This window comes from Thalassospiraceae bacterium LMO-SO8 (genome assembly GCA_031655335.1).
GTDB lineage: Bacteria > Pseudomonadota > Alphaproteobacteria > Rhodospirillales > Casp-alpha2 > UBA1479.
Genome location: CP134226.1, coordinates 481488 through 505680, shown reverse-complemented (window position 1 = coordinate 505680; position 24193 = coordinate 481488). Strand labels below are relative to the sequence as shown.

The following is a 24193-nucleotide window of genomic DNA, read 5'->3' as shown; positions in this document are numbered from 1 at the left end:
CATGAACGTCGACGGCAAACCCTACCGCACGATCTGGCTCGCCGACGATGGCTGGGCGGTCGAAATCATCGACCAGACGCGCCTGCCGTTCGATTTCGTCACCCGGCGCCTGGAAAACGTTTCGCACGCGGCGCAATCCATCGCCGACATGTGGGTGCGGGGGGCGCCGCTGATCGGCGCCACGGCGGCCTACGGCATGGCGCTCGCCATGCATGCGGACCCGTCGGACGCGGGCCTTGCCAAGGCCTACGACGATCTTCTGGCGACCCGGCCGACGGCGGTCAACTTGCGCTGGGCGCTCGACGAGATGCGGGCTCTCCTGGCCCCCTTGTCGGTCAACCAGCGGGCCGAGGCGGCATACAAGCGGGCGGCCGAGATTTCCGACGAGGACGTCGCCATCTGTTCCGCCATCGGCGACCATGGCAGGCCGCTGATCGAGGAAATCTGGGCCCGTCACGGCAAATCCCGGCCCGTCAACGTGCTGACCCATTGCAACGCCGGCTGGCTCGCCACCGTCGACTGGGGCACGGCGCTTGCCCCCATCTACAAGGCCCATGACGCGGGCGTGGACGTACATGTCTGGGTCGATGAGACCCGGCCCCGCAACCAGGGCGCCAGCCTGACCGCCTGGGAGCTGGGCCAGCACGGGGTGCCCCATACGGTGATCGCCGACAACGTGGGCGGCCACCTGATGCAGCACGGCCAGGTCGACCTGTGCATCACCGGCACGGACCGCACCACGGCCCATGGCGACGTGTGCAACAAGATCGGCACCTACCTGAAGGCCCTGGCGGCGCACGACAACAACGTGCCGTTCTATGTGGCATTGCCGGGCCCGACCATCGATTGGACGCTGCACGACGGCGTGCATGAAATTCCCATCGAACAGCGCTCGCCCGACGAGGTCACCCGCATGACCGGGCGCAGCGACGCAGGCGACATCGTGACCGTGACCATCACGCCCGACGGCTCGCCCGCCGCCAATTACGCCTTCGACGTGACGCCCCGGCGCCTCGTCACCGGCCTGATCACCGAACGCGGCGTCGCCCGCGCCACCCCCGAGGGGCTGCGGGGCCTTTATCCGGAAAAGGCGTGATCCGGTGTGGGGTCAGGTCATTGCGGCAGCCCTGGTCATTCTGTTCCTGACGGTTCAGGTCGGGTACGCGGACCTTGCCGGCGATGCCTATCGATTGCTGCGGTACTGGTACGGAACGATCTGGGCCCAGGATTTCACGAACGGAACCGAGATCACGGCGGACCTGACCTGCGACGGGGTGGCCGACGAGATTTATGCCTGGCGCGACGGCGTCAATCCGGAAGGGAATTACTTCCACGTCGCCGTGGTGTCTCAGCCGGGCGGGTCCGCGGACAATGGCTGGGAACGGCTGCCGGATGTCACGGGGGGCCTGTTCCCCCTGCGCCTGAACATCGGCAGCGACGAACAATTCGCCCTCTGCGACAGCACCGTCGCGCCCTATGGATCAGGCTACAAGACGACCGTGGTGCCGATCCCTGCGGGTGCCCGCGCCCGATTTGCTCTGCCCGCGTCCTGCCGCAACTGGCTGCGCATCGACGACGGCATGTGCGACGCGCTTTGGGTGGGCTATGATCCGGCCCAACAAAAATTCATTCTGGACCGAAACTGACCATATCAAGGAAACATCATGAAGCTCTATTACCGTCCCGGCGCCTGTTCCATGGCCGTTCATGTTCTGCTCGAAGACCTTGGCGTCGACTACGAAGCCATCGCCGTGTCCGACGAGGTGCTGGCGTCGGAGGAATACAAGAAAACCAATCCGCGCAATCAGGTGCCGTCGCTCGCCACCGACGACGGCCTGCTGACGGAAAGCGTCGCCATCATGTTGTATTTGTCCGACAAGTTCGGCGGCAACCTGACCCCGGCGCGGGGTACGTGGGAACATGGGCAGATGATGATGATGCTGATGTTCATGGCGTCGCAGGAGCACCCGGCCTTCGCCATCAACATGCGCCCGTTCCGCTGGACCGATGACGAAAGCGCCCATGCCGGCATCAAGGCCAAGGCGGAACAGAACTGGCTCGCTTGTCTCGCCCGCACCAACGGCTGGGCCGAAGGCCGCGAGTGGCTGGTCGGCGACAAGATGACCCTGGCCGATTGCCTGGCCTGGGTGCATGCCCGCTGGGGCCTGCGCTGCACGCCCAAGACGCCGGACGGCTTCCCGGCCCTCTGGGCCCTCGCCAATCGGGTCGAGGCGCAGCCGGCGGTGCAGCGGGTGATGGCCCAGGAAGGGATCAAGCCGCTTGCATAAGGAACTCTCCGCATGAAGGTTGTCATCACCGGCGGCTGCGGCTTTCTCGGCCAGATGATCGCAAAATCGATTCTCAAGCGGGGAGAGATACGCGGCCCCGACGGCAAATTGGCCGAGGTCGACGAGATCCAGTTGTTCGACCACCTGGTGCCGGTCACGCCCTTCGCCTGGGCGGACAAAAGGGTCACCACGGCGGCCGGCGACATTTCCGACAAGGCCACGGTTTCGGCCCTGGTCGACCGTGACGACGTCTCCGTGTTCCACCTCGCCTCCGTCGTCTCGGCGGGCGGCGAGAAGGATTTCGACATGGCCATGCGGGTCAACCTCATGGGCGGGCTCAATATCCTGGACGCCGCCCGCGCGCGCGGCTCGGCGCCCCGTCTGGTGTTCTCGTCCTCCCTCGCCGTGTTCGGCGGCCCGGACCTGCCGAAAGAGGTCGATGACTGGACCCGACACACGCCGGAAACCACCTACGGCATGACCAAGGCGTTCGGCGAACTGGCGATCAACGACTATACCCGCAAGGGCTTCATCGACGGGCGCACCGTGCGCCTGCCGACCATCGTGATCCGCCCGGGCGTGCCCAACGCGGCGGCAAGCGGCTGGGCGTCCGGCATCTTCCGGGAACCTTTGCAGGGCAAGGAGCACGTGCTGCCCGTGCACGACGGCTTCTACATGATGCTGCTGGGCTACCGCGCGGCGGTCGAGGGGTTCCTCGCCGTGCACGAGGCCGACGGCGCCGCCATCGGCCCCGACCGCACCGTTTGCCTGCCCAACAAGGCCTATGCGGTGGCGGAAATGATCGAGGCCCTGGAGCGCGTGGCGGCGGAAGAACGCCTCAAGCTCGGCCCCATCACCCGTGAGCGTGATCCAGCCGTCGAAGCCATCTGCGGCTCCTGGCCGCTCAAGATGGACGCGGCCAAGGCCAAGGCGCTCGGCTGTCCCGAGGACGCCGACCTGGACAGTGTGATCCGGGGGTTCATCGAGGATTTCCTCGCCGCCTGACCATCCCCAGCATTTCGGACAACGAAAAAGGCCCCGGATTTCTCCGGGGCCTTTTTTATTTAGATCAGAGCCGGTCGGGCTTAGTGGACGTCCGACCAGATCTTGCGCTTGAGGGCGAACAGCATGCCCGTGAGCACCAGCAGGAACAGCATGACCTTGATGCCGAGGCGTTTGCGCGCCTCGAGCTCCGGTTCCGCCGCCCAGGCCAGGAAGGTGGTCACGTCGTGAGCCATCTGGGCCACCGTGGCCTTGGTGCCGTCGGAGAATTCGACGGCGTCGGCGGCCAGCGGGTTGGCCATGGCGATGACGCCGCCCGGGAAGTACTTGTTGTAGCTTCCGCCATCCGGCACTTCGACGCCCGCGGGGGGCTCGCCGTAGCCGGTGAGCAGCGCATAGACGTAGTCGGCGCCGATGGTGAAGCCGCCCGGGTGTTTCATGGACACCTTGATCACGCTATCGCCGCCCTGGGCGCGCGCCTTGGTGATCAGCGACAGGTCCGGCGGCGCCTTGCCGTTGTTGGCGGCGGCGGCGGCCTTGTCGTTGGGGAACGGCGAGGGCAGCGGATCGGACGGCGTGCGCTTGCGGGTGAACATTTCCCCGTCGTCGTTGGGGCCGTCCTGGATTTCGTACTCGGCGGCAAGGGCCTTGGTCTGCGCTTCCGAGAACCCGATGTCCTGCAAATTGCGGAACTTGATCAGGTTCATGGAATGGCAGGCCGAGCAGACTTCCTTGTACACCTTGTAGCCGCGCTGGGCCGACGCCCGGTCGTAGGTTCCGAACAGGCCCTTGAAGGTCCAGTCCTGAACCGCCGGCTTGGGGCCGGCGCCGGCCGCCTGGGCCGGAGCGGAGGTCAGGGACAGCGCCACGACGGCACCGGCGGTGAGAACGGCCGCGAAGGCGGTCTTGATGGTTGGTTTCATCATTTTCCTTACTCCGCGGGCTGAGTGACCGAGGCGGAAATGCTTTCCGGCAGGGCCTTGGGCCGTTCGATGACGCCGAGGATGGGCAGGATCACCAGAAGGTGCGCGAAGTAGTAGATCGTCGAGATCTGACCGAGCAGCACCCAGATGCCTTCCGGCGGATGGGCGCCGACCATGCCGAGCACGACCCAGTCGAGCACGAAGATCCAGAAGAACCACTTGTAGATCGGCCGGAACCGGGCCGAACGCACCTTGGAGGTATCCAGCCAGGGCACGAAGGCCAGCAGGATGATCGAGCCGAACATGGCGATGACGCCCGCCAACTTCGCCGTCATCAGCCAGGACACCGGCCAATAGAGGATGAAGTCGTTGGTGAAGGCGCGGAGGATCGCGTAGGACGGCAGGAAGTACCATTCGGGCACGATGTGCGGCGGGGTCGCCAGCGCGTTGGCCGGGATGTAGTTGTCCGCTTCGCCGAAGTAGTTGGGCGCGAAGAACACGAAGAAGCAGAAGATCAGCAGGAACACGCCCATCCCGAACAGGTCTTTGATGGTGAAGTAGGGATGGAAGGGAATGGTGTCCTGCGGGCCCTTCACGTCGACGCCGGTCGGGTTGTTGGACCCGAAGGTATGCAGCGCCCAGATGTGCACGATGACCAGGCCCAGGATCACGAAGGGCAGCAGGTAGTGCAGCGAGAAGAAGCGGTTGAGGGTCGGGTTGTCGACCACGAAGCCGCCCCACAGCAGGGTCACGATGCTGTCGCCGACCACCGGAATGGCCGAGAACAGGTTGGTGATGACCGTGGCACCCCAATAGGACATCTGGCCCCAGGGCAGAACGTAGCCCATGAACGCCGTCGCCATCATGGCGAGCAGGATCAGCACGCCGATGATCCACAGCAGTTCGCGGGGGTTCTTGTAGGACCCGAAGTAGAGGCCGCGGAAGATGTGGATGTAGACGGCGATGAAGAAGAAGCTGGCGCCGTTCATGTGTAGATAGCGGATCAGCCAGCCGCCGTTGACGTCGCGCATGACGCGCTCGACCGACGTGAAGGCCAGCGTGGTGTGCGGCGTGTAATGCATGGCCAGCACGATGCCCGACACGATCATGATGATCAGCGCCAGACCGGCCAGGGAGCCGAAGTTCCACCAGTAGCTGAGGTTCTTCGGCGCCGGATAGCCGGAGCCCACGGAATGGTCGATGAAGCTGAAGATCGGCATGCGATGCTCGATCCACTTCACGACGCCGTTCTGCATGAATTTGCTTGTCGATTGTTGTTCGCTCATGACGTCCCCCGTTACCCGATCACGACCTGGGTGTCCGACGCGAACGTATAGTTCGGGACAAGCAGGTTTTGCGGCGCCGGGCCCTTGCGGATCCGGCCCGAGGTGTCGTAGTGCGATCCGTGGCAGGGGCAGAACCAGCCGCCGAAGTCACCCTTCGGCTCGCCTTCCTTCTGACCCAGCGGAATGCAGCCCAGGTGGGTGCACACGCCGACCATGATCAGCCAGTCGTCCTTTTGGACGCGGTCGGCGTCCTTGGCCGGGTCCGGCAGGGCCGCGGTGTCGTCTTTTTTCGCCTGTTCGATCTCGGCCGCGGTGCGGTTGCGGATGAACACCGGCTTGCCCTGCCAGACGACCGTGATGCTCTGGCCGTCCTTGATGGGCTCCAGGTTCACTTCCGTGGTCGCCAGGGCCAGGGTGTCGGCCGCCGGGTTGAGGCTGTTAACAAACGGCCACAGGGTCAACGCGGTACCCACCGCGCCGACAGTAGCCGTGGAAACCAGTAGGAAATCGCGGCGCGTCTGCGCGTCGATTTCGGCGGTTGGCGGGGTGCTCGCCGTGTCGCTCATAAGCACTTCCCCTTAAAAGGTGTTTTGATCTTGTGTTCGCCGCCCCGGCTTGATGGGTGTCAAACCCGGACGGCCCCCGAACTCACCGCCAAATCTAAGGGACCGGCGGAAAAGAGGCAACGGCGGGCTGTATATTACCCAACCGTCATGAAACGTGCGGACACAGGACGCCCGCACGAACCGGCGAGACCTTATGGCCTGAGGGGCTTTCAGGCAAGCGCTAAGTGGTGAGAATAGCTTGCAAACCGGGCCTTTCGGGGCCTTCATGGGGCGGTCATGCCCGCATCGGTCGAAATCGCCCTTTATGAACCCGACATTCCGCAGAACACGGGCGCCGTGATGCGCACGGCGGCCTGCTTGGGAGCGGCCCTGCATATCATCGAACCCTGCGGCTTCGTGCTGTCGGATGCCCGCATGCGGCGGTCGGGCATGGACTATCTGGGTCATCTGGAAATGCACCGCCACGCCTCCTGGACCGCGTTCCGGGAGGCGATGGCCGGCCGCCGCCTGGTGCTGCTGACCACCGCGGCCGCCACGCGCCTGCCGGATTTCCGCTTTCAGGCCGGCGACATGCTGTTGTTCGGGCGCGAAAGCGCCGGGGTGCCGGAAGATGTCCATGCCGCGGCCGATGCGCGGGTGCGGATTCCGCTCGCTCCCGGCACACGGTCCTTGAACCTGGCGGCCAGTGCGGCCATGGTTCTGGCGACGGCGCTGGGCCAGCTCGGCGCCTACCCCGGAGATACAGACACCCCATGAACGACGCAACGACTCCCGCCGCCGATTACTCGGACGCCCATAAATCCCGCGCCAAGGCCTGGTTCGAGCGCCTGCGCGACGATTTCTGCAAGGCGCTGGAAGACATCGAGGACGCGGTCACCGGCCCCAACGGCACCAGTGCGCGGCAGCCCGGCCGGTTCGCGCGCAAATCCTGGGAACGTCCCGGCGACATCGCCGGCAAAATGGGCGGCGGCGGCGTCATGGCCGTGATGCGGGGCGGGCGGGTGTTCGAAAAGGCCGGGGTCAACGTCTCCACCGTCATGGGCGAGTTTTCTGAGGAATTCCGCAAGCGCATCCCAGGGGCGGCCGAAGACCCCCGGTTCTGGGCGTCCGGCATTTCGACCGTCATCCACCCCAATTCGCCGCTGGTGCCGGCGGCGCATATGAACACGCGCATGATCGTCACCACCCAGGGCTGGTTCGGCGGCGGCGGCGACCTGACGCCCGTGTTCCCCGACGGTGCGGATACGGACCGGTTCCATGGCGCGTTCAAGGCGGCCTGCGACGCCCACGATCCGGCCTACTATCCCAAGTTCAAGGAGTGGTGCGACCGCTACTTCTTCCTGCCGCACCGGAACGAGGCGCGGGGCGTCGGCGGCATTTTCTACGACCAGCACAACACGGGCGATTGGGACGCCGATTTCGCCTTCACCCAGGACGTCGGCCGCGCCTTCGCCACCGTCTATCCCGAGATCGTGCGCCGCCACATGAACAAGACCTGGACCACGGACGAGCGCGACGCCCAGCGCGTGAAGCGCGGGCGCTACGTGGAATTCAACCTGCTGTACGACCGGGGCACCATCTTCGGCCTGCAGACGGGCGGCAATACCGAGGCGATCCTGATGTCCCTGCCGCCGGACGTCGCCTGGCCTTGAATTCGAATGCGGCACATCACAACTCGCAATTTCATTAATATTAGATATAATTTATATTAGTGTATGAGCGCCAGTTCAGGGGGGTGAGCATGAAGAGGGTCTTTGCAGCAATTTCGGTTATAGCCATTGCTTGGCTGACGATTGCCTACACGATGGGGTACCCCCCATTTTCTCCTCCGATCGACGAAACAAGTCGGGAGAACCTATTTCCCTGTTCAAATGAAGGGCCAGTGGAAGAGCAGAAGGGGTGTTGGGTACAATTACATTCAACCTTTGTGCAGAAGACTTGTGAATTCTGGATATCTGAGCAGGACGGAAAAACCTCCGCTATGACTGTGTATTTTTGCGGGGGTATAGGTTGCGCTCTCGGTCTTGTTGATTGGGAAAAAGCAGGAGATGCACAAGTCAAATCAACAGGCTCCCTGCCGATAAAAATGACCGCAAATGGATTTAAAATTGTCGCGAACCAAGGGGGAGGAGGGGTAATAAATTGGACATGCCAGTCGAAACAACGCAATCCATCTGATCTCAATCTCTCTAAATAACCTTGCCCGGCTAGCGCGAAATTGAGCCGCCTAGAAAATTCGATCAAATAGGTCGGTAACGCTGCGGTTTTCTGGAGTTGTGCCATGCCGACCTTTTCCCTCGCCGCCCTGACGCCGATCCTGTTGCTCTGCGTGTCCAACATCTTCATGACCGTCGCCTGGTACGGGCATCTCAAGTTCAAGCAGGAAGCCCTGTGGCTGGTGATCCTCATCAGCTGGGGCATCGCCTTCGTCGAATACTGCTTCGCCGTGCCGGCCAACCGCTACGGCCACGGCGGGCTTTACACGGCGGCGGAACTGAAGACCATCCAGGAGGTCATCAGCCTGACCGTGTTCGCGGTGTTTTCCGTGCTGTACCTGGGGGAAAGCTTTTCCTGGATGCATGCGGCGGGCTTCGCCTGCATCGCGTTCGGCGCGTTCCTGGTGTTTCAGGCGGGATAGGCCGCCCCACAACCGATAACGGCGGCGGTTCACATTCTGGAACCGCCGCCGCCGTTTGGATCGTTCGAAACGAAGCGTTTCGTATATCGGTTTTTTAGGGCCGCCCGAACGGCCTTGTTCTGGTCCCGCGATCTCTGTGCCGCGGTGATAGTCCGGCGAGTATGCCGGGGGATGGTTTACCGTTGGTTAACGCCCGGGCCGGGGTTAGCCGGTCTTGGTCGACATCATCTGGTCGGCGGTCTGGATGACCTTGGAGCTCAGCTCATAAGCCCGCATGGCCTTGACCATGTTGGCGATTTCCTCCACCGGGTTGACGTTCGACGATTCCAGGAAGCCCTGCAGGATGGAGCCGAACCCGGCCGTGCCGGGCGTGCCCACCAGGGGGGCGCCCGACGCCGTGGTCTCCTGGAACATGCTGTCGCCGATGGCATGCAGGCCGCCTTCGTTGGGGAAGCGGACCAGGTTGATCTGACCCAGGTTCTGTGGCTGCGGCTGGCCTTCGAAGGAGGCAAACACTTCGCCGGAGTTGTTGATCGTGACCTCGATGGCGCCCGGCGGGATGGCGATGCCGGCGCCGACCGTGAGGCCGTCATGGGTGACGATCTGTCCGGTCTGGTTCAACTGAAAGGCGCCGGCGCGGGTATAGGCGGTCTCGCCGTTGGCCAGGGTGACCGGCATGTAGCCGGACCCCTGGATGGCCACGTCGAAGGGGTTACCCGTCTGCGCCAGGTTGCCCTGTTCGACGACCCGGTAGAAGGACGCCGTATGCACGCCCAGACCGGCCTTGACGCCGCCCGGCACGATGCCGCTGGCGCGCGAATGCTTGGAATTGGGCCGCTTGTTGTCTTCATAAAGAAGGTCGTTGAACGACGCCCGGCGGCGCTGATAGCCGGTGGTGTTCATGTTCGCCAAGTTGTTGGCGATCACGTCCACGCGCTCCTGCTGCGCCACCATTCCGGTGGCTGCGATATAAAGTGGATTCATTTTTCCCGTTCCTTGTACGTTCGCCTTCGCCGGGGTTGACCCCGATCCAGGTGCTGCTGGGGGTGTTTCAATCCCCGTGCCACAACAAGAATTGTTTATCTTCAAATAGTTAAGTGAATTTTTCCGGACTGGGGACGGCAGAAACCGCCCGCAAAGGGGAAATTCTTGCCGGGTCGGAGGGCGTTGCGGGGCCGGAAGGCCGCCGATCGGGCTTGTCATCGCGCGCCGGGCGCGTCACCTTCCGGTCAATCCTTTCCGGCGCCGCTGAGGCCCGGACGACCAACCAGAATTTCCAAGGAGGAGATACCCATGCGCGCCTATTGGTATGACCGCGCCGGTCCGGCGGCGGACGTCCTGCAATTCGGCGACCTTCCCGACCCGGAACCGGGCCCCGGCGAGGTCCGCGTCCGCATCGCTTATTCGGCCATCAACCCGACGGACGTGAAGCGCCGCGCCTCGGGCCGCGAACTGGCCCAGTTTTCGCCGATCATTCCCAACAACGACGGCTCGGGCGTCATCGATCGTGTCGGCGAAGGGGTCAACAACGCCCGCATCGGCCAGAAGGTCTGGATTTTCGGCGCCCAGCATGGCCGCCCCCAGGGCACGGCGGCGGAATATGTTGTCCTGCCGACGCGCCAGGCGGTGTCGCTCGCGGGCGACGTATCGTTAAGCCAGGGTGCCTGCGCCGGGGTGCCGGTGGTGACGGCCTACCACGCGCTGTTCAGCGACGGCGATATTTCGCGCAAGACCGTGCTGGTGACCGGCGGCACGGGGCGCGTCGGCGCCTATGCGGTGCAACTGGGCGTGTGGGGCGGGGCCAAGGTGATCGCGACCTGCGGGTCCGACGAACACTGCGCCGAGGCCCGGGAACTGGGCGCCGCCCACGCCCTTAACTACAAGGAGCCGGGCCTGAAGGAACGCATTCTGGACGCCGCCGGCGGCCCCGTCGACCGCATCGTCGAGGTCGCCTTCGGGTCCAACACGGACCTGCTACCGGATATCCTGAAGCCCAACGGCACGGTCGCGACCTATGCGTCGGACGCCGTGCCGGAGCCGGTGATCCCCTTCAACAAGTGGATGGGCGGTAACGTCAACATCCGCATGTTCACGATCTATCAGCTCGACCGCCTGACCCAGGATGAGGTTCTGCAGACGGTCAGCCCGTTGATGTCGCCGGATACCCTGGTGCATCGCATCGGCGAACGCTTCCAGTTCGAGGACATGGTCAAGGCCCATGAAGCGGTGGAGGCGGGCGACGTTCACGGGGTCGCCCAGGTCGTCGTGGCGAAGAATCTGGAGCACCAGTGATGAAGATGATCAACCATCAGCCGGCGACCGTGCACAAGCCGTTTTCGGCCTATGCCCTGGCGACCGAGGTTCAGGACGCCACGCGCTGGCTGCATATCTCCGGCCAGGTCGGGGCGGACGGTGACGGCAAGCCCGTCGCCGGAATCGAGGGCCAGTTGGAGGCGATATTCTTCAAGCTGGGCGAGATCCTGAAAGAGGCGGGGATGGACCGCACGAACCTGGTCAAGATCACCATCTTCCTGACCCGGGCCGAGGATGTGGCCGTCATGCGCAAGGTGCGTGACCAGTTCATGGCCGGGCATCTCTGCGCGTCGAGCCTGCTGATCGTCGCCGGGCTGTCGTCGCCCAACTGGCTGGCCGAGGTCGAGGCGGTCGCGGCGGCCTAGTCTCCCAAGGTGTCATGGCGTTAGACCCGTGAGAACGAGCAATCGTGGTTGCGGCGAGGTGCCGGCCCGGCCGCTTTGTTTAACCCGAGGAGCCTTCGGTTTCGATTGCGATCTCGCGGCCGCAATGCTTGCAATGCAGGGCATCCGGCTCGTGCATCAATAGGCCGCAGCCTTCGCATTTCTCGCGGATTTTGGGCGGCCGGAAAACTGACTGCAATAGGCGGAGGAACAACCCGACGCCGAAGATCAGAATGGCGATCGATAGCCAGCGTCCGTCTTCACCGACCAAAACGATATCGCCGAACCCGGTTGTCGTCAGCGCTGTGACCGTGAAGTAAATGGCGTCCGTGTAGGTTTTGATATCAGGGTTATGGCCCGCCTGCACGGCATGGACGAAAGCCGAAACAATGAAAACGAAGACCGCCAAATTCAGGCCGCGTTGGATGACCTCTTCGTTGCGGCGGAAGAAACTGCTGTCGTTGCGCAGTTCCTGCAGCACCCTGTAGGAGCGCAGCACGCGTAGAGCCCTCAGAACCCGCAGGAATGCGAAATTTCCGAAGAACACGGGGGCGACCAAGCTCAGGATTACCGCCAGATCAGCCCATTGGAACGGACCCGCCAGGAACCGTAGGCGGTTGTCGGCGATCCATCCGCGGGCCAAAAGGTCGAGGCAGACAATCGTCGCCAAGAAAATGTCGAGCCAATAAATCTCCCGCGGCAGGGTGAAGAAGCCCGCGGCAATATAGGTTGCGATGATCACAAGGTCGAATGTCAGCAGGCCCAGGCGGAAACGCAGGGCGGCCTTGCTGCGGCCGGTGTAAATTAATTCGACATGCTTTTTCAGGCTGTCCAGGTCCGCATGTTTGCCGGCGCTTGCCATGGTATTTTCACCTTCCACCTCGGCAGGTACCTAGGCTACGGCTTTCATACCACCGGCGGGCGGCACCGGCAAACAGCGGTCGGAGGCGGTCAGGGCACGTCGACGACGACGACTTCGGCGTCGGTATCGGCGCGGATGGTGATGCTGTCCACGTCCGTGACCGCCGTGCCCGAGCGTTCGGGGGCCTTGACGCCGTTGATGGTGATGTCACCCACGGCGGGCACGATATAGGCGCTGCGCCCAGGGGCCAGGGTCAGGGTGGTTTCCTCACCGGCCTTGAGCGTGCCGCCCAGGACGGCGGCGTCCTGATGGATCGCCAAGGCGTCCGTGTCCTTGTCCGCCGCGCGGCCCGAGGCCAGAACCTCCAACCTGCCGCCCCGGCTTTCCTTGGGGAACTTACGCGCGTCCCAGCGTGGCGGGATGCCGGTTTCCCTGGGCTCGATCCAGATCTGGAACAGGGTCGTCGGCTCGTCCTCGCGGTTGTGTTCCGCGTGCCGGATGCCCGTGCCCGCCGACATCACCTGAACGTCGCCCGCTTCCGTGCGGCCGATGTTGCCCAGGTTGTCCTGATGGGTGATGGCCCCCTTCCGCACATAGGTGATGATTTCCATGTCGCGGTGGCCGTGCGGGTCGAAGCCCCGGCCCGGCTGCACCGTGTCGTCGTTCCACACCAGAAGCGGGCCCAGGCCCGTGCGCTGGGGGTCGTAGTAGTTGGCGAAGGAGAAGTGATAGCGCGCGTTCAGCCAGTCGTTGGCGAAGCGGCCCAGGTTTTCCAGGGGGGTCGTGGTGATCATGGGAACGGTCCTTTCAGGCGGGCGGCGGTTGCGACGACGGATCACGGGGCGGAGGCTTTGGCACAAACGGCGGCCAGCCGAGCATCCAGATCGTCCAAGCCCGCCAGGTTGAGATTGAAGGTGGCTTCAAGCGTGTCGCGAAGGGCGTCGGGCGTGTCCAGGCGGTGATGTTCGGACGGCCCGGCCGTGTGATGAATGCTTAGTTCCGTGTCGCGTAATGCATAGCGTCTTCCCGTATCCGTCCGGGCGCAGATCAGCGTCGTGACGAACGGGGAGGCCGGGTGCGTCGCGACATACCAGTTGCCGACCTCATAGTCGGTATTGGCCTGGTCGACCTGATCAAAGACATAAAGCGGATGCCACAGGTCGCCGATCCGGGCTTCCAGGCGGTGGCGGTCTTCGGTTGGCACCAGACGATAGGGTCCATGGGGCGTTTCCTGTGTTGTCGTGGCATTCAGGCGCATCGGCGCGGTCATGGTCATACCGCCGAACCCCACGTCGGCAATGTAGACATCGCCATCCAGGTCGATCCGCAACATCATGTGGCTGCGGGGCGGGGTCGGGCCTGTGGGCGTATTCCACAGAACCCGGGCGCCCAGGCCTGAAACGCGGAACCCGATGGCGTCGAGCGCATGGCGCAACAACAGGTTCTGCTCAAAGCAATAGCCGCCGCGTCCCGTGGTCACCAACTTTCGCTGCACATCCGCGAGGGCAAGACTGGGGACGCGGCCGGTCAGGGAATCGAGATTCTCGAAGGTGATCGTCGCGGGATGGCGGGCCTGAATCTCTGCCAGCGTCTCCAGAGTCGGCGCGACCGTGCCGGCAAAGCCGATCCGTTTCAGATAGGCGTCGAGGTCGAACGGATTGGTGGACGTCATGACGCGTGTCCCATGTCCATGCGTTGGGGCAGATGTCCACGCCGATGGGGTGCGGTCAGGATCATTTCCGGGCCGACGGGGATGATCCCCGTCGGGTTGATGGTCTTGTGACTGCCGTAGTAGTGGGTCTTGATCGCCGCCATATCGACGGTCTCCTTGACGCCCGGCCATTGGTAAAGTTCGCGCAGGAAGCCGGACAGGTTGGGGTAGTCGGCGATGCGGCGGATGTTGCATTTGAAGTGGCCGACATAGACCGGATCGAAACGAACCAGCGTGGTGAACAGCCGCCAGTCGGCTTCCGTGATGCGGTCGCCGGTGAGGTAGCGGCTTTCGCCAAGCAGGTCTTCGAGCCAGTCCAGGCTGTGGAACAGGTCCGTGACGGCTTCGCCGTAAGCCTCTTGCGAGGTGGCGAATCCGGCCCGATAGACGCCGTTGTTCACCGTCCGGTAGACGCGGTCGTTGACCAGATCGATCTCATGCCGCAGGTCGCAGGGATAGAAGTTGCCCGGCCTGGCGCCGACGCCGTCGAAGGCCGAATTGAACATGCGGATAATGTCGGCGGATTCATTGCTGACGATCGTCTGCGTCCGTTTGTCCCAAAGCACGGGCACGGTGACCCGGCCCGTATAGTCCGGCTTGGCGGCGGTATAGACCTGATGCAGGAAGCGCGCGCCCAGGACAGGATCGGCGCCGGGGGCGATTTCCCAGCCGTTTTCCAGCATCAGGGGCTCGACAACCGTTACGGTGATCATGTCCTCCAGGCCTTTGAGGGCGCGGAAGATCAGGGTCCGGTGGGCCCAGGGGCAGGCGGCCGCGACGTAGAGGTGATATCGCCCGGTCTCCGCCTTGAAGCCGCCCCGGCCGGTCGGCCCGGGGCCGCCGTCGGCGGTGATCCAGTTGCGGAAGGCGGCGTCCTCGCGCTGGAAACGGCCGCCGGTCGCCTTGGTGTCGTACCACTGGTCGCGCCATTCGCCGTTCACGAGAAGCCCCATTGCCTTAACTCCTTATTCTGCGTCCGCCGTGGCTCAGGCCGCCTGGGCGACCTGCGCGATTTCCGCCTGGGCGGCCTTGATGCCGTCGTCGCCCTTGGCCGTGCCTTCGGCATAAATGAACGAGATGTTTTCAATCCCGATGAAGTTCAAGGCCCGGCGTAGATAGGGTTCCAGATGGTCCAGGTGGTTGAACGGCGTGCCGGGGCCGTAGACGCCGCCCCGCGTGGTCACGACATAGACCGGGCGGTCCGTCACCAGGCCCTTGGGGCCCTGGCCCGTCGGCTCGAACGTGCGGCCGATGCGGGCGACATGATCGATCCAGGCCTTGAGCGACGACGCGATGCCGAAGTTGTGCATGGGGGCGGCGATGACGATGGCGTCGGCGGCGAACACTTCGTCGATCAACGTGTCGGACAGGGCGAGCTTTTGCTTCTGCTCCGCCGTGCGGTCGGCTTCCGGCGTGTAGAACGCGCCGATGGTTTCCTGGTCCAGGTGCGGCGGCGGATTGGCGCCCAGGTCGCGCACGACGACGCGGGCGTCACCGACCAGGCCATTGGCCAGATTTTCCGCCAGGGCGCGGGAATTGGAGCCTTCGAGGTTGGGGCTGGAACTGATGAGGAGGATGCTCATGGTCGGGTCCTTTCAACGGTCTGATGGGCCGGCGGGGATCGGGGATTTCCGGGGCCGGGCTGTTGACGGGGACCCTACGCTTGGGCGTATTTGTAGACAATTGGCCTAATTGGAATATAATTGTTTCTATAAATAAACAATGAGACATGCATGGATCATCTCACGGGTATGGCCGTTTTCGCCAAGGTGGTGGAAACCGGGACCTTCACGGGTGCCGCGCGGGCCATGGGCCTGTCCAAGGGGGCCGTCAGCAAGCAGATCGCCAAACTGGAGGACCGCCTGGGGGCCCGGCTGCTCAACCGCACGACCCGGCGCTCCAGCCTGACCGAGGTCGGGGCCGCGTTCTACGAGCGTTGCCGGCGCATCGTCGCCGAGGCGGAGGAGGCGGAACTGGCCGTCACCCGCCTGCATGCGGAACCCCGGGGCACCCTGCGCGTCAATCTGCCCATGTCCTTCGGCATGATCCACATGGCCGATGCCTTGCCGGACTTCATGTCGGCCTATCCGGAAATCAGCCTGGACGTGACCCTCGACGACCGGGTCGTCAACGTGGTCGACGAAGGGTACGACGTGGTCATCCGCATCACCGAACTGCCGGATTCATCCTTGATCGCCCGGCGGTTGGCGCCGTTCCGCATCGCCACCTGCGCGTCGCCGGCCTATTGGGACGCGCACGGGCGGCCCAAGCATCCGAACGACCTGCGCAATCACACCTGCCTGCTTTACAGCTATCTGTCGAACCTGAACGAATGGCGTTACCGGGGGCCGGACGGCCCGTTCGCCGTGCGGGTCGACGGCCCCATGCGCGGCAACAACGGCGACCTGCTGCGCGCCGCCGCCGTGGCCGGGGTGGGGGTCGTCCGCTCGCCGACCTTCATCGTCGGCTGCCATCTGGTGGAAGGGCGGCTGGAACAGGTCCTGGCCGAGTATGAGGACGACGACCGCGGCATCTACGCCGTCTATCCCCACAACCGGCATCTGTCGGCCAAGGTCCGCGCCTTCGTCGATTTCATGGCGAAACGTTTCGCCGACCCGCAGTGGGTCTGCATGAACGTTACCTGACCCGGGTCCGTCCAGGCAGGACGGGCCCGCGCGGCCGTCAGTGCGACGGGCCGCTGGGGGCCGGCAGGCCTTCCAGTTCCACGTTGACGCAGGCGATCTTGCCGCTGGCCACGGCGCGGTCCAGCGCCGCGTCCAGGTCCGCCGGGTCGGTCACGTATTCGCCGTGTCCGCCCAGGCCCTCGACGGCCAGGTCATAGCGGGCATCCGACAGTTCGCAGCCGATCAGGCGGTTGGATCCGTATTCGCGCAACTGAATCTGATGTTCCGCGTTCCAGCGGTGGTCGTTGCCGATCACCACCACATAGGGGGTGCCGGCGCGGGCCGCGGTCTCGAACTCGGCGAAATGGAAGCCCACGGTGCCGTCACCCATCAGCGCGAATACGGTGGCGTCCGGCACGGCCTTCTTGGCCCCGACGCCATACCCCAGGCAACCGCCGATGACGCCGGAAATGCCGTTGATGACGCGCTTTTGGGCCCGTGTCGCGGCCTGGGCCCATTGCCCGAACTCGCCGCCGTCGATGATCAGCACGGCGTCCTTGGCCTTGTCGATCTGGCGCTGCACGGCGGCGCAGACCTGGGCCGGGGAAATGCCTCCGTTGGCCCCGGGAGCGTCGGGCGCGAAGCTGCGCTGGGCGATCTGGTCCCGGGCCTTGGCGCGCCAGGCCTGATGGGCCGTGCCGCCGGCGCCTTGGGCGATCAACGCCTGCGCCGCGTCCCGGGGATCGGCGGCCAGGGCCGTGACGATGCGGTCTTCCAGGTTGCGGTGGGCGCGGTCGCGCTCGTCCGCGTCGGCGTTGACGCAGATCCATTTGCAGGCCGGATCGACGATGTTGGTGCCCCCAAAGCCCAAGGTGAAATCGACCCGCTTGCCCAGGGTGACGATTAGGTCGGCCTCGGCCAGCACGCCGGCGATGCTGCCGAGGGACGGGTCCTTCAGGCCGCGCGGGCTTTCCATGACGACGACGGGGGCGTCCAGAGCGTCGGCTAGCTTGGTCGTGACACCCGGACCGCGCGCCGTGTTCAAAACCGGCCCGCACAGGATGATCGGATGCTTGGCGGCGGCGACCGCGTCGGCGACGCGCCTGACGTCCTCGGGCGAAAGCGCCATGGTCTCGCGCGCGAAGGCGCCGGCCGGGGGCACGGCGCCGCCCGTGGCGTCGGCCTCGACCACGTCGAAGGCGAGAGACATATGGACCGGCCCGGGCCGCCCCGACGTGGCGGTGCGGATCGCGCGGGCCGTGGCGCTGCCCAGATCGGCGGCCCGCACGGGGCGGATCGACAGCTTGGTCAGGGGGGCCGTCATCGGCACCTGGCGCATTTCCTGGAACGCCCCCCGGCCGTCCTGGCCGACCGGGGAATCGCCGGTCAGCAGCAGCACCGGCGTGTCCGATTCCCAGGCCGTATACAGCCCGCCCATGGCGTTTGCGGCACCCCCGCCGGCCGTCACCATGGCGACGCCGATGCCGCCGGTCAGCTGGGCATAGGCCTCGGCCATGAACACGGCGGCGGCTTCGTGGCGGGTGTGGATGATCTCGATGCCTGCGTCGAAACAGGCGTCGTAGACCGGCATGATCTGGTTGCCGGACAGTGAGAAAATACGTGTCACGCCAGCGGCCGCCAGCGACTTAACGAGAAGGTCTGCGCCTCGCACGATCGATCCCCTTGAGTGTTAATGCGGTGCCATGGCGAGAAGCCGCCTGCACAGCGGTTGTAGCATCTATGGAAATTTCTGGAACCCCGGGCTTGGGTGCACGACCTAGACCGGCACTTCGCCTTCCAGGATCACCCGGTGCATGATGCGGCCCTCGGATGCGTCGTAATCCCGATGCGCGATATGCAGCGTCGCCCGGTTGTCCCACAGCACGAGGTCGCCCGGCCGCCAGGTGTGGCGGTAAGTGACGTCGGGGGTGATGGCGCGGGCCAAAAGGTCCTGGATGAAGGCGCGGCTTTCCGCAGGCTCCATGCCGTCGATGCGTTCCGTCTTGCCGGGATGGACATAGATCGCCTTTTTCCCCGTTTCCGGATGGGTGCGGATCAGGGGATGGCGCTGCGGCGCCTTGGTCAGGGCCTGGCGCGCATCCTCGCCGACGCTGCCCGTGTCCTGTTCGATCACGTTGACGGTGATCATGGGGTTCAGCTTGTCGCGTTCCTCCGCCGACAGGCCCTCATAGGCCGCCTGCATGTTGGCGAAGCTGGTGTCGCCGCCCTTGGACGGCAGCTTGACCGCGTACAGCATGGTGATCTTGGGCGGGCGGGCGTGATTGGTGTGGTCCGTGTGCCAGGCGCGCGACCCGGTGGGGATGGCCTTGCCGTCCTCGCCCTTGTCCGACTGACGGCTGTCCAGCACGACGATTTCCGGATGTCCCGGCATCAGGATGTTGGTCAGGTGCTGCGGCATCAGGTCGCCGAACAGGCGGGCGGCGTCCAGGAACCGTTCGGGCGTGAAATTCTGGCCGCGTACGACCATGACAAGGCGCTCGCTCAGCGCCTTTTGCAGGGTGGACAAGTCTTCCGATGCGACCGGGCCGCCGAGGTCGACGCCAACGGCTTCGACGCCGAGGGATGGGGTCAAGGGAGAGAGTGCGACAGACATGGGCGTTTCCTCCGATGCCGCCCGGCTTTTCCCGCCGGGTCGGATCAAATGCGCCCCCCTGGGGGCATGATAATCACGCCGGCTTGCCCGGCGCAATGCCCGGAACGGGGGATCAGCGCCCTTCGCGCCACCAGGCGGCCATCAGGGTGCCGAGCGCGAGCACGGCGAGCAACAGCCCGGACAGCAGGGGAATGTCCTTCAGCCCCGTCACGACATAGGCCTTGTGGGCGACCAACCCGACCCAGCCGCGCCCGGCCAGGTCTCGGCCCGGATCGACGCGGCGCACGTCGGGCACGCCGTCCGTCAGCCAACGCACGGACCCGCCCGTGATCTCCGTGACCGGCGTCAGGACCGCGTCCGTGGCGCGCAGGTCCGACAGTTCCAGCGGGTTCAATTCGCCGGATGCGACCAGGGCCTGATGCTCGCCGTCGCTCAGGCGGTACAGCCCGATTTCCGCCGCCGCCAGTTCACCCCGCCACAGGCCGGGCTGGGCGTTCCTTAATTCCAGTTCCTGAACCTCGCCCGAAGGGGCGGTGACCGTGACCTTGGCGACGGCGTCCTTCAGGCTGCGCCGCTCTACGGTCAGTTTGCCGGCGCGCACGCGGGCGTGCAGGGCCTCTTCCTCCAGGTCCGGTTCGCGCATCAGCCAATGGGCCAGACGGCGCAGCAGTTCGCCCTGCGGCCCGCCGCCGTCGTAGCCCCGCGCCCACAGCCAGATATGGTCCGACATGACCTGCGCCACGCGGCCCTTGCCGATACGGTCGAGCAGCAGGATCGGTTTCTCTTGCAGGCCGGTCATCAGCGACACGCCCGCCGAGGCGTCGCCCGGGATCTGGCGGAACCAGCGGCCCCAGACGGGGTCCGCCTTGGGATCGGTGCCGGGCGGCATCAGGGCCGCCGTCACCGGATGGCGCAGGCCGGTGTCGGAAACCCGGGGCCGGAACCCGGATTCCAGCACCTCGCCCGTGGGGGCCGCCGGCAGGATTTCCCGCAGCGGCGTGTGGTAGAGGCTCGACCGACCCGCGAATTCCGGGCCCACGGCCATCAACAGGGCGCCGCCCTGGCGCACCCGCTCGGCGATGTTGGCCAGGTGCTGGGGCTGCAACACGCCGCGCTTGAGATAGCGGTCGAACACGATCAAATCGAACTCGTCCAGACGCTCCACGAACAACTCGTGGGTCGGAAAGGCGATCAGCGCCAGTTCGTTCAAGGGCGTGAAATCGTCCTTGTCGGGCGGGCGCAGGATGGTGAAATGGACCAGATCGACGGAGGGGTCCGACTTCAGCAGGTTGCGCCAGGTGCGTTCCGCCGCGTGCGGCTGGCCCGAAATCAGCAGCACGCGCAGGCGGTCGCGCACCCCGTTGACGGACACCAGGGCCCGGTTGTTGACCGTCGACAGTTCGCCCTCGGCCGGCGCCACCGACATTTCGGCCAGCGACGCCCCCGCGTGTTCCAGCTTGAAGGTGAAGGTCTGGTCCTCGCCCACGGGGACCAGGGCGGTCGTGCCCTCGGCGCCGTCGATCTTGAACTCGACCCGGGCCGACGGGCGGGCCGTTGTGCCGTCGGTCTTGGCGTGCTTGTCCTCGATCCGGTAGGTCAGGGTGACCTCCTTGCCGACGATGCCGTATCCGGGCGCGTTCTTGATGATCAGACGGCGGTCGATTTCGTCGCGCTTGCCGGTCAACAATACGTGCAACGGTCCGCGAACGCCGGGCACCTTGCCGTCGGCGATGTCCTTGGGCAGGTCGTGGACCTGGCCGTCGGTGATGATCACGGCGCCGGCGAAACGGTTCGGCGAAATGTCGGCCGAGGCCGTGGCCAGGGCTTCCATCAGGCGGGTGCCCGGGCGGTCGTCGGTGGCGGAATCGGTGACTTCGACGATGCGGTATTCCAGGTTCTCCTGGCGGTCCAGGGCGGCGACCAGGGCTTCCTCGGCGTCGGAGCTCTGCTTGCGCCGCTCGCCCGTCTTCTGGCTCGACGTGCGGTCGATGACGATCAAGGCCTCGTCGGGTTGCGTCTCGCGCTTTTCGTTGACGATGCGGGGATCGGCCAAGGCCAGCAACATCACGCAGAGAAACAGGAAGCGGAACAACGACCCCGCCGCCCGCCGGTACAGACCTACGGCCAGCAGCGCCAGCCCGATCGCGCCGATCAGGGCCAGCACGGCCGCGGGCACCAGGGGCGAGAACTGCACGGCGGCGGCGGACATCATTGGCCGAGCCTCCGGATGATCGCCGGCAGGTGCACCTGGTCGGCCTTGTAATTGCCGGTCAGCACGTACATCACCAGATTGATGCCGAAGCGGAAGGCCAGTTCACGCTGACGCTCGCCGCCCGGCACGGCGGGGAAGAGGGCCTGTTGCGTGTCTTCGTCCAAGGCCCAGGCGGCGGCCCAGTCGTTGCCGCCGGCCAGCACCGGCGACACGCCGTCGTTGATCCGCGCCCCCGCCCGCTCGACCCAAAGGGCGCTTCCGGTCCAGCGTCCGGGAAAATCCTGCAACAGGTAGAACGACCGGGTCAGCACATGGTTGGCCGGGGCGACCACCAGGGGCGGAATGTCGAGCTTGCGCGCCAGGGCGCGAAGCTCGCTCAGGTCCGCGCCGCCCGCGCGGTCTCGGGTGTCGAACAGGATGGTGCCACCGTTCTGCATGTAGGCGTTGACCTTGGTCCGCGCGGTTTCGGTCATGTCGGCGGCCCCGGCCACGACGGGCCAGTACATCAGCGGGAAGAACGACAGATCGTCACGGTCCGGATCGACGCCCTGGGGATCAGACAGTTCCGCCGCCGTGCGCCGCCGCACGATGAGGCTGAGACCCGTCAGGCCGAGGCGGCTGATTCGGTCCGTTTCCGCGTCGCCGGTCAGGACATAGGCGAGGCGGGTCTGGGTGCTGTTTTCAAGGGCATAGGCGTCGGCGCCCGTGTGCTGTTTGGCGGGGCCGGCGCGCGGGGCCACGGTGATTTCCTGGGCCGTCGCCGTGCTGGCGGCCCCGGCCAGCACCAGCGCCAGCAGGGGTGCCGCCAGGCGCGGGATGCGCAGCAGGCCGCGCAGCCACAGGCTGACCGCGAAATCGGCGAGCGATAGCAGGGCCGCCAGGATGAACAGCCAGGGCCGGATGTCGATGGCCGGGCTGCCGCCGTAGGTCGCGCGCGCCGCCGCCACGGACAGTTCGCCGAGCGGTTTCGGCACCGCCGCGTCGCGCCCCAGGTTGAGGGCCCGGCGGTCGTTGCCGCGGCCGTACAGCCCCGGCGGATGCAGCGGCGATACGGGCGTTGCGGCAAAAGCACCCTGGGCGATCGAGCCCGTGTCCGGCGGCGCGTCGCCCAGCGCGCCGAAGGCATCCAGCGTTTGGATCGGCTCCAGCGGCGGTCCGTGGCCGGTATCGACCACGCCCTGGCTGAGGCCGACCAGCCGTTGCAGCATTTCGACCAGCAGGCCGGACAGGGCCAGGTTGGACCATTGCGTGTTGGCCGTGGTGTGGAACAGCACCAGCCATCCCTTGCCCTGGCGCTCGGCGGTGACCAGGGGCGTGCCGTCGGACAGCCGCGCCCAGGTCTTGCGTTCCAGGTCCAGCGACGGCTGCGCCAGTACCTGGCGGGTCACCGTGACGTCGGGCGGCACGGCCAGGCCGTTGAACGGGCTTTCCCCGTCGAACGGCGCAAGGCCGGCAGGTTGGGTCCAGGACATGGCGCCGCCGATCACCCGGTCACCCCGGCGCAGCGGCACCGGAACCAGCGGCATGTCGCCGCCCTGGACGGCCTGGCCGCTGGTCGCCTGGGCCAGCAGCGGCCCGGCGAAGCGGAGCGCGACGCCGCCGTCCTCCATCCAGGTCTTGATGGCGGCGCGGTCGGGGCCGACGATGGTGCCGGGGTCGGGCAGAATCATCAGGGCGAGCTGTCGGCGCAACAGGCCGCCGATGGTGCCCTGGCGGACCTCGCTGAACGGCTCCAGCGCCCGGGTCAGGTAGAACACGGAAGACAGCAGCGGCAGTTCGGCCCCGCCGTCGCCGGTCACGATGCCGACCGGCCGCCGCCGCCAGCGTTCGTCCAGCAGGATCACGGCGGCCGCCGATCCGGCGTCTTCCAGGTCCAGGCGGACCAGCCTGTTGGCCATTTCCGCCGGCAGGTCGAGACGCACCTCGGCGGCGGCGTCGCCGGCGTTGAACAGAACTTCTTCGCGCGCGATCAGCCGCCCGTCGAGGGCGAAGGCGCGCAGAAATTGGGATTCCTCGGCCCGCGCGTCGGCCCGTTCCACGCGCACGGTAATGGCGCCGCCGTCCAGTACGGGCGGGCGGAGAACCTTGGGCATGACCGTGCCGGGACCGTCGGTGACGACGGTCAGCGGCCCGAATTTGGCCAGGCCCCGGGCGAAGGCGTCGGCGGCCCCGTGGTCGAGCCCGTCCGACAGCCATACGACCTGGGCGCCGCGGTCCTGGGCAAGGGGGCTTTGCTCCATCGCTTCGAGCGTTACCGTATGGTCGGACGGCCAGGGGCGCGGCTGCAGGGTCTGGGCGAATTCCTGAGCCTGACGCGGGGTGAAGACATGGACCCGCTCCGTGCCCGCGCCGGCCGGCGGGGCGGCGGTGGTGACGACGGTGACCGGACGGCCGTCGCGCGCCGCCTGATCGGTCAATTGGATCAGCAGGCGTTGGCGTTCCGGCCAGCCCTTGGCGGCGGACCAGCCGTTGTCGACGGCCAGGACCAGCGGGCCCGAGCCCTGCCACTGGGCCGCCTGGTTGATCAACGGGCCGGCGGCGGCCAGGACCAAAAGGGCCGCGATGGCGAGGCGCAGGAGGATCAGCCAGGGCGGCGTCTTGGCGGAGCTTTCCTCGCGCGTGACCAGGCCCAGCAGCAGGCGGAACGGCGGGAAGGTGACACGTGTCGGCGCCGGCGGGGTCAGGCGCAGCAGCCACCAGATGACCGGCAGGGCGAGCAGGCCGAGCAGCGCCCAGGGGGCCAGAAATGCGAAGGATCCGAACGCGAGCAT

The 24193-nt window shown here is 65.8% G+C and carries 24 protein-coding genes; 11 read left to right on the top strand and 13 right to left on the bottom strand.

Annotation, left to right across the window (positions count from 1 at the left end):
- Position 1 precedes the first annotated feature (1 nt).
- Genes mtnA through RJ527_02385 form a run of 4 tightly spaced genes read left to right on the top strand, consistent with a single transcriptional unit; the run spans position 2 to position 3293 of the window.
- The gene (gene mtnA, locus RJ527_02400) at positions 2–1096 is read left to right on the top strand and encodes an S-methyl-5-thioribose-1-phosphate isomerase (protein WND76603.1); all 1095 of its coding nucleotides are present in this window, start codon (positions 2–4) and stop codon (positions 1094–1096) included.
- A 4-nt stretch (positions 1097–1100) separates the two neighbouring features.
- Positions 1101–1646: a hypothetical protein gene (locus RJ527_02395; GenBank protein ID WND76602.1), complete on the top strand. Its 546-nt coding sequence runs from the start codon at positions 1101–1103 to the stop codon at positions 1644–1646.
- 18 nt (positions 1647–1664) lie between these two features.
- Positions 1665–2288, top strand: a complete 624-nt coding sequence (locus RJ527_02390) for a glutathione S-transferase family protein (GenBank protein ID WND76601.1) — start codon at positions 1665–1667, stop codon at positions 2286–2288.
- A gap of 12 nt (positions 2289–2300) precedes the next feature.
- Complete coding sequence (locus tag RJ527_02385; protein WND76600.1) at positions 2301–3293, top strand: NAD-dependent epimerase/dehydratase family protein; 993 nt, start codon at positions 2301–2303, stop codon at positions 3291–3293.
- A gap of 80 nt (positions 3294–3373) precedes the next feature.
- Here the strand turns inward: RJ527_02385 and RJ527_02380 are convergent, their stop codons facing one another.
- Genes RJ527_02380 through petA form a run of 3 tightly spaced genes read right to left on the bottom strand, consistent with a single transcriptional unit; the run spans position 3374 to position 6065 of the window.
- Positions 3374–4216: a cytochrome c1 gene (locus RJ527_02380; GenBank protein WND76599.1), complete on the bottom strand. Its 843-nt coding sequence runs from the start codon at positions 4214–4216 to the stop codon at positions 3374–3376.
- Positions 4217–4221: 5 nt separating this feature from the next.
- Complete coding sequence (locus RJ527_02375) at positions 4222–5469, bottom strand: cytochrome b/b6 (GenBank protein WND78003.1); 1248 nt, start codon at positions 5467–5469, stop codon at positions 4222–4224.
- Between the two features lie 41 nt (positions 5470–5510).
- On the bottom strand, positions 5511–6065 hold the full coding sequence (gene petA / locus RJ527_02370) for a ubiquinol-cytochrome c reductase iron-sulfur subunit (protein WND76598.1): 555 nt from the start codon (positions 6063–6065) through the stop codon (positions 5511–5513).
- Positions 6066–6341: 276 nt separating this feature from the next.
- Between petA and RJ527_02365 the strand changes: the two genes are divergently transcribed.
- The 4 genes from RJ527_02365 to RJ527_02350 all read left to right on the top strand — a co-directional run bounded on the left by RJ527_02365 (position 6342) and on the right by RJ527_02350 (position 8703).
- Entirely contained in the window at positions 6342–6821 is a 480-nt protein-coding gene (locus tag RJ527_02365; GenBank protein WND76597.1) for a tRNA (cytidine(34)-2'-O)-methyltransferase, read from the top strand.
- Positions 6818–7717 carry an oxygen-dependent coproporphyrinogen oxidase gene (hemF, locus tag RJ527_02360; protein ID WND76596.1) on the top strand — a complete coding sequence of 300 codons (900 nt, stop codon included), beginning with the start codon at positions 6818–6820 and terminating at the stop codon, positions 7715–7717. Before RJ527_02365 ends, hemF begins: the two co-directional genes overlap by 4 nt.
- A gap of 89 nt (positions 7718–7806) precedes the next feature.
- The gene (locus RJ527_02355) at positions 7807–8262 is read left to right on the top strand and encodes a hypothetical protein (GenBank protein ID WND76595.1); all 456 of its coding nucleotides are present in this window, start codon (positions 7807–7809) and stop codon (positions 8260–8262) included.
- A gap of 84 nt (positions 8263–8346) precedes the next feature.
- Positions 8347–8703 carry a DMT family protein gene (locus RJ527_02350; GenBank protein ID WND76594.1) on the top strand — a complete coding sequence of 119 codons (357 nt, stop codon included), beginning with the start codon at positions 8347–8349 and terminating at the stop codon, positions 8701–8703.
- A 204-nt stretch (positions 8704–8907) separates the two neighbouring features.
- On the opposite strand, the gene flgG is transcribed toward RJ527_02350, so the two are convergent.
- Entirely contained in the window at positions 8908–9687 is a 780-nt protein-coding gene (gene flgG, locus RJ527_02345) for a flagellar basal-body rod protein FlgG (GenBank protein WND76593.1), read from the bottom strand.
- Positions 9688–9996: 309 nt separating this feature from the next.
- On the opposite strand from flgG, the gene RJ527_02340 reads away from it, so the two are divergent.
- Both RJ527_02340 and RJ527_02335 read left to right on the top strand, forming a co-directional pair.
- On the top strand, positions 9997–10995 hold the full coding sequence (locus RJ527_02340) for an NADPH:quinone reductase (GenBank protein ID WND76592.1): 999 nt from the start codon (positions 9997–9999) through the stop codon (positions 10993–10995).
- Positions 10995–11381, top strand: coding sequence for a RidA family protein (locus RJ527_02335; GenBank protein WND76591.1), 387 nt, complete (start codon positions 10995–10997; stop codon positions 11379–11381). Before RJ527_02340 ends, RJ527_02335 begins: the two co-directional genes overlap by 1 nt.
- Positions 11382–11460: 79 nt before the next feature.
- Here the strand turns inward: RJ527_02335 and RJ527_02330 are convergent, their stop codons facing one another.
- The 5 genes from RJ527_02330 to RJ527_02310 all read right to left on the bottom strand — a co-directional run bounded on the left by RJ527_02330 (position 11461) and on the right by RJ527_02310 (position 15555).
- Positions 11461–12261: an ion channel gene (locus RJ527_02330; protein ID WND76590.1), complete on the bottom strand. Its 801-nt coding sequence runs from the start codon at positions 12259–12261 to the stop codon at positions 11461–11463.
- A gap of 89 nt (positions 12262–12350) precedes the next feature.
- Positions 12351–13055, bottom strand: a complete 705-nt coding sequence (locus tag RJ527_02325) for a pirin family protein (GenBank protein WND76589.1) — start codon at positions 13053–13055, stop codon at positions 12351–12353.
- A gap of 41 nt (positions 13056–13096) precedes the next feature.
- On the bottom strand, positions 13097–13933 hold the full coding sequence (locus tag RJ527_02320; GenBank protein ID WND76588.1) for an arylamine N-acetyltransferase: 837 nt from the start codon (positions 13931–13933) through the stop codon (positions 13097–13099).
- Positions 13930–14925, bottom strand: coding sequence for a glutathione S-transferase family protein (locus RJ527_02315; GenBank protein ID WND76587.1), 996 nt, complete (start codon positions 14923–14925; stop codon positions 13930–13932). The genes RJ527_02320 and RJ527_02315 overlap by 4 nt, the downstream gene beginning before the upstream one ends.
- Before the next feature lie 33 nt (positions 14926–14958).
- Positions 14959–15555: an NAD(P)H-dependent oxidoreductase gene (locus RJ527_02310; protein WND76586.1), complete on the bottom strand. Its 597-nt coding sequence runs from the start codon at positions 15553–15555 to the stop codon at positions 14959–14961.
- A gap of 150 nt (positions 15556–15705) precedes the next feature.
- Between RJ527_02310 and RJ527_02305 the strand changes: the two genes are divergently transcribed.
- Positions 15706–16617, top strand: a complete 912-nt coding sequence (locus tag RJ527_02305) for a LysR family transcriptional regulator (protein ID WND76585.1) — start codon at positions 15706–15708, stop codon at positions 16615–16617.
- 37 nt (positions 16618–16654) lie between these two features.
- Here the strand turns inward: RJ527_02305 and RJ527_02300 are convergent, their stop codons facing one another.
- From RJ527_02300 to RJ527_02285, 4 genes are all read right to left on the bottom strand, one after another.
- Positions 16655–18223: a thiamine pyrophosphate-binding protein gene (locus RJ527_02300; protein ID WND76584.1), complete on the bottom strand. Its 1569-nt coding sequence runs from the start codon at positions 18221–18223 to the stop codon at positions 16655–16657.
- A 150-nt stretch (positions 18224–18373) separates the two neighbouring features.
- A complete protein-coding gene (locus RJ527_02295; GenBank protein WND76583.1) occupies positions 18374–19210 on the bottom strand; it encodes a TauD/TfdA family dioxygenase in 837 nt (278 codons plus the stop codon).
- A gap of 112 nt (positions 19211–19322) precedes the next feature.
- Positions 19323–21422: a hypothetical protein gene (locus tag RJ527_02290; GenBank protein WND76582.1), complete on the bottom strand. Its 2100-nt coding sequence runs from the start codon at positions 21420–21422 to the stop codon at positions 19323–19325.
- Positions 21419–24193, bottom strand: coding sequence for a DUF4159 domain-containing protein (locus tag RJ527_02285; GenBank protein ID WND76581.1), 2775 nt, complete (start codon positions 24191–24193; stop codon positions 21419–21421). The genes RJ527_02290 and RJ527_02285 overlap by 4 nt, the downstream gene beginning before the upstream one ends.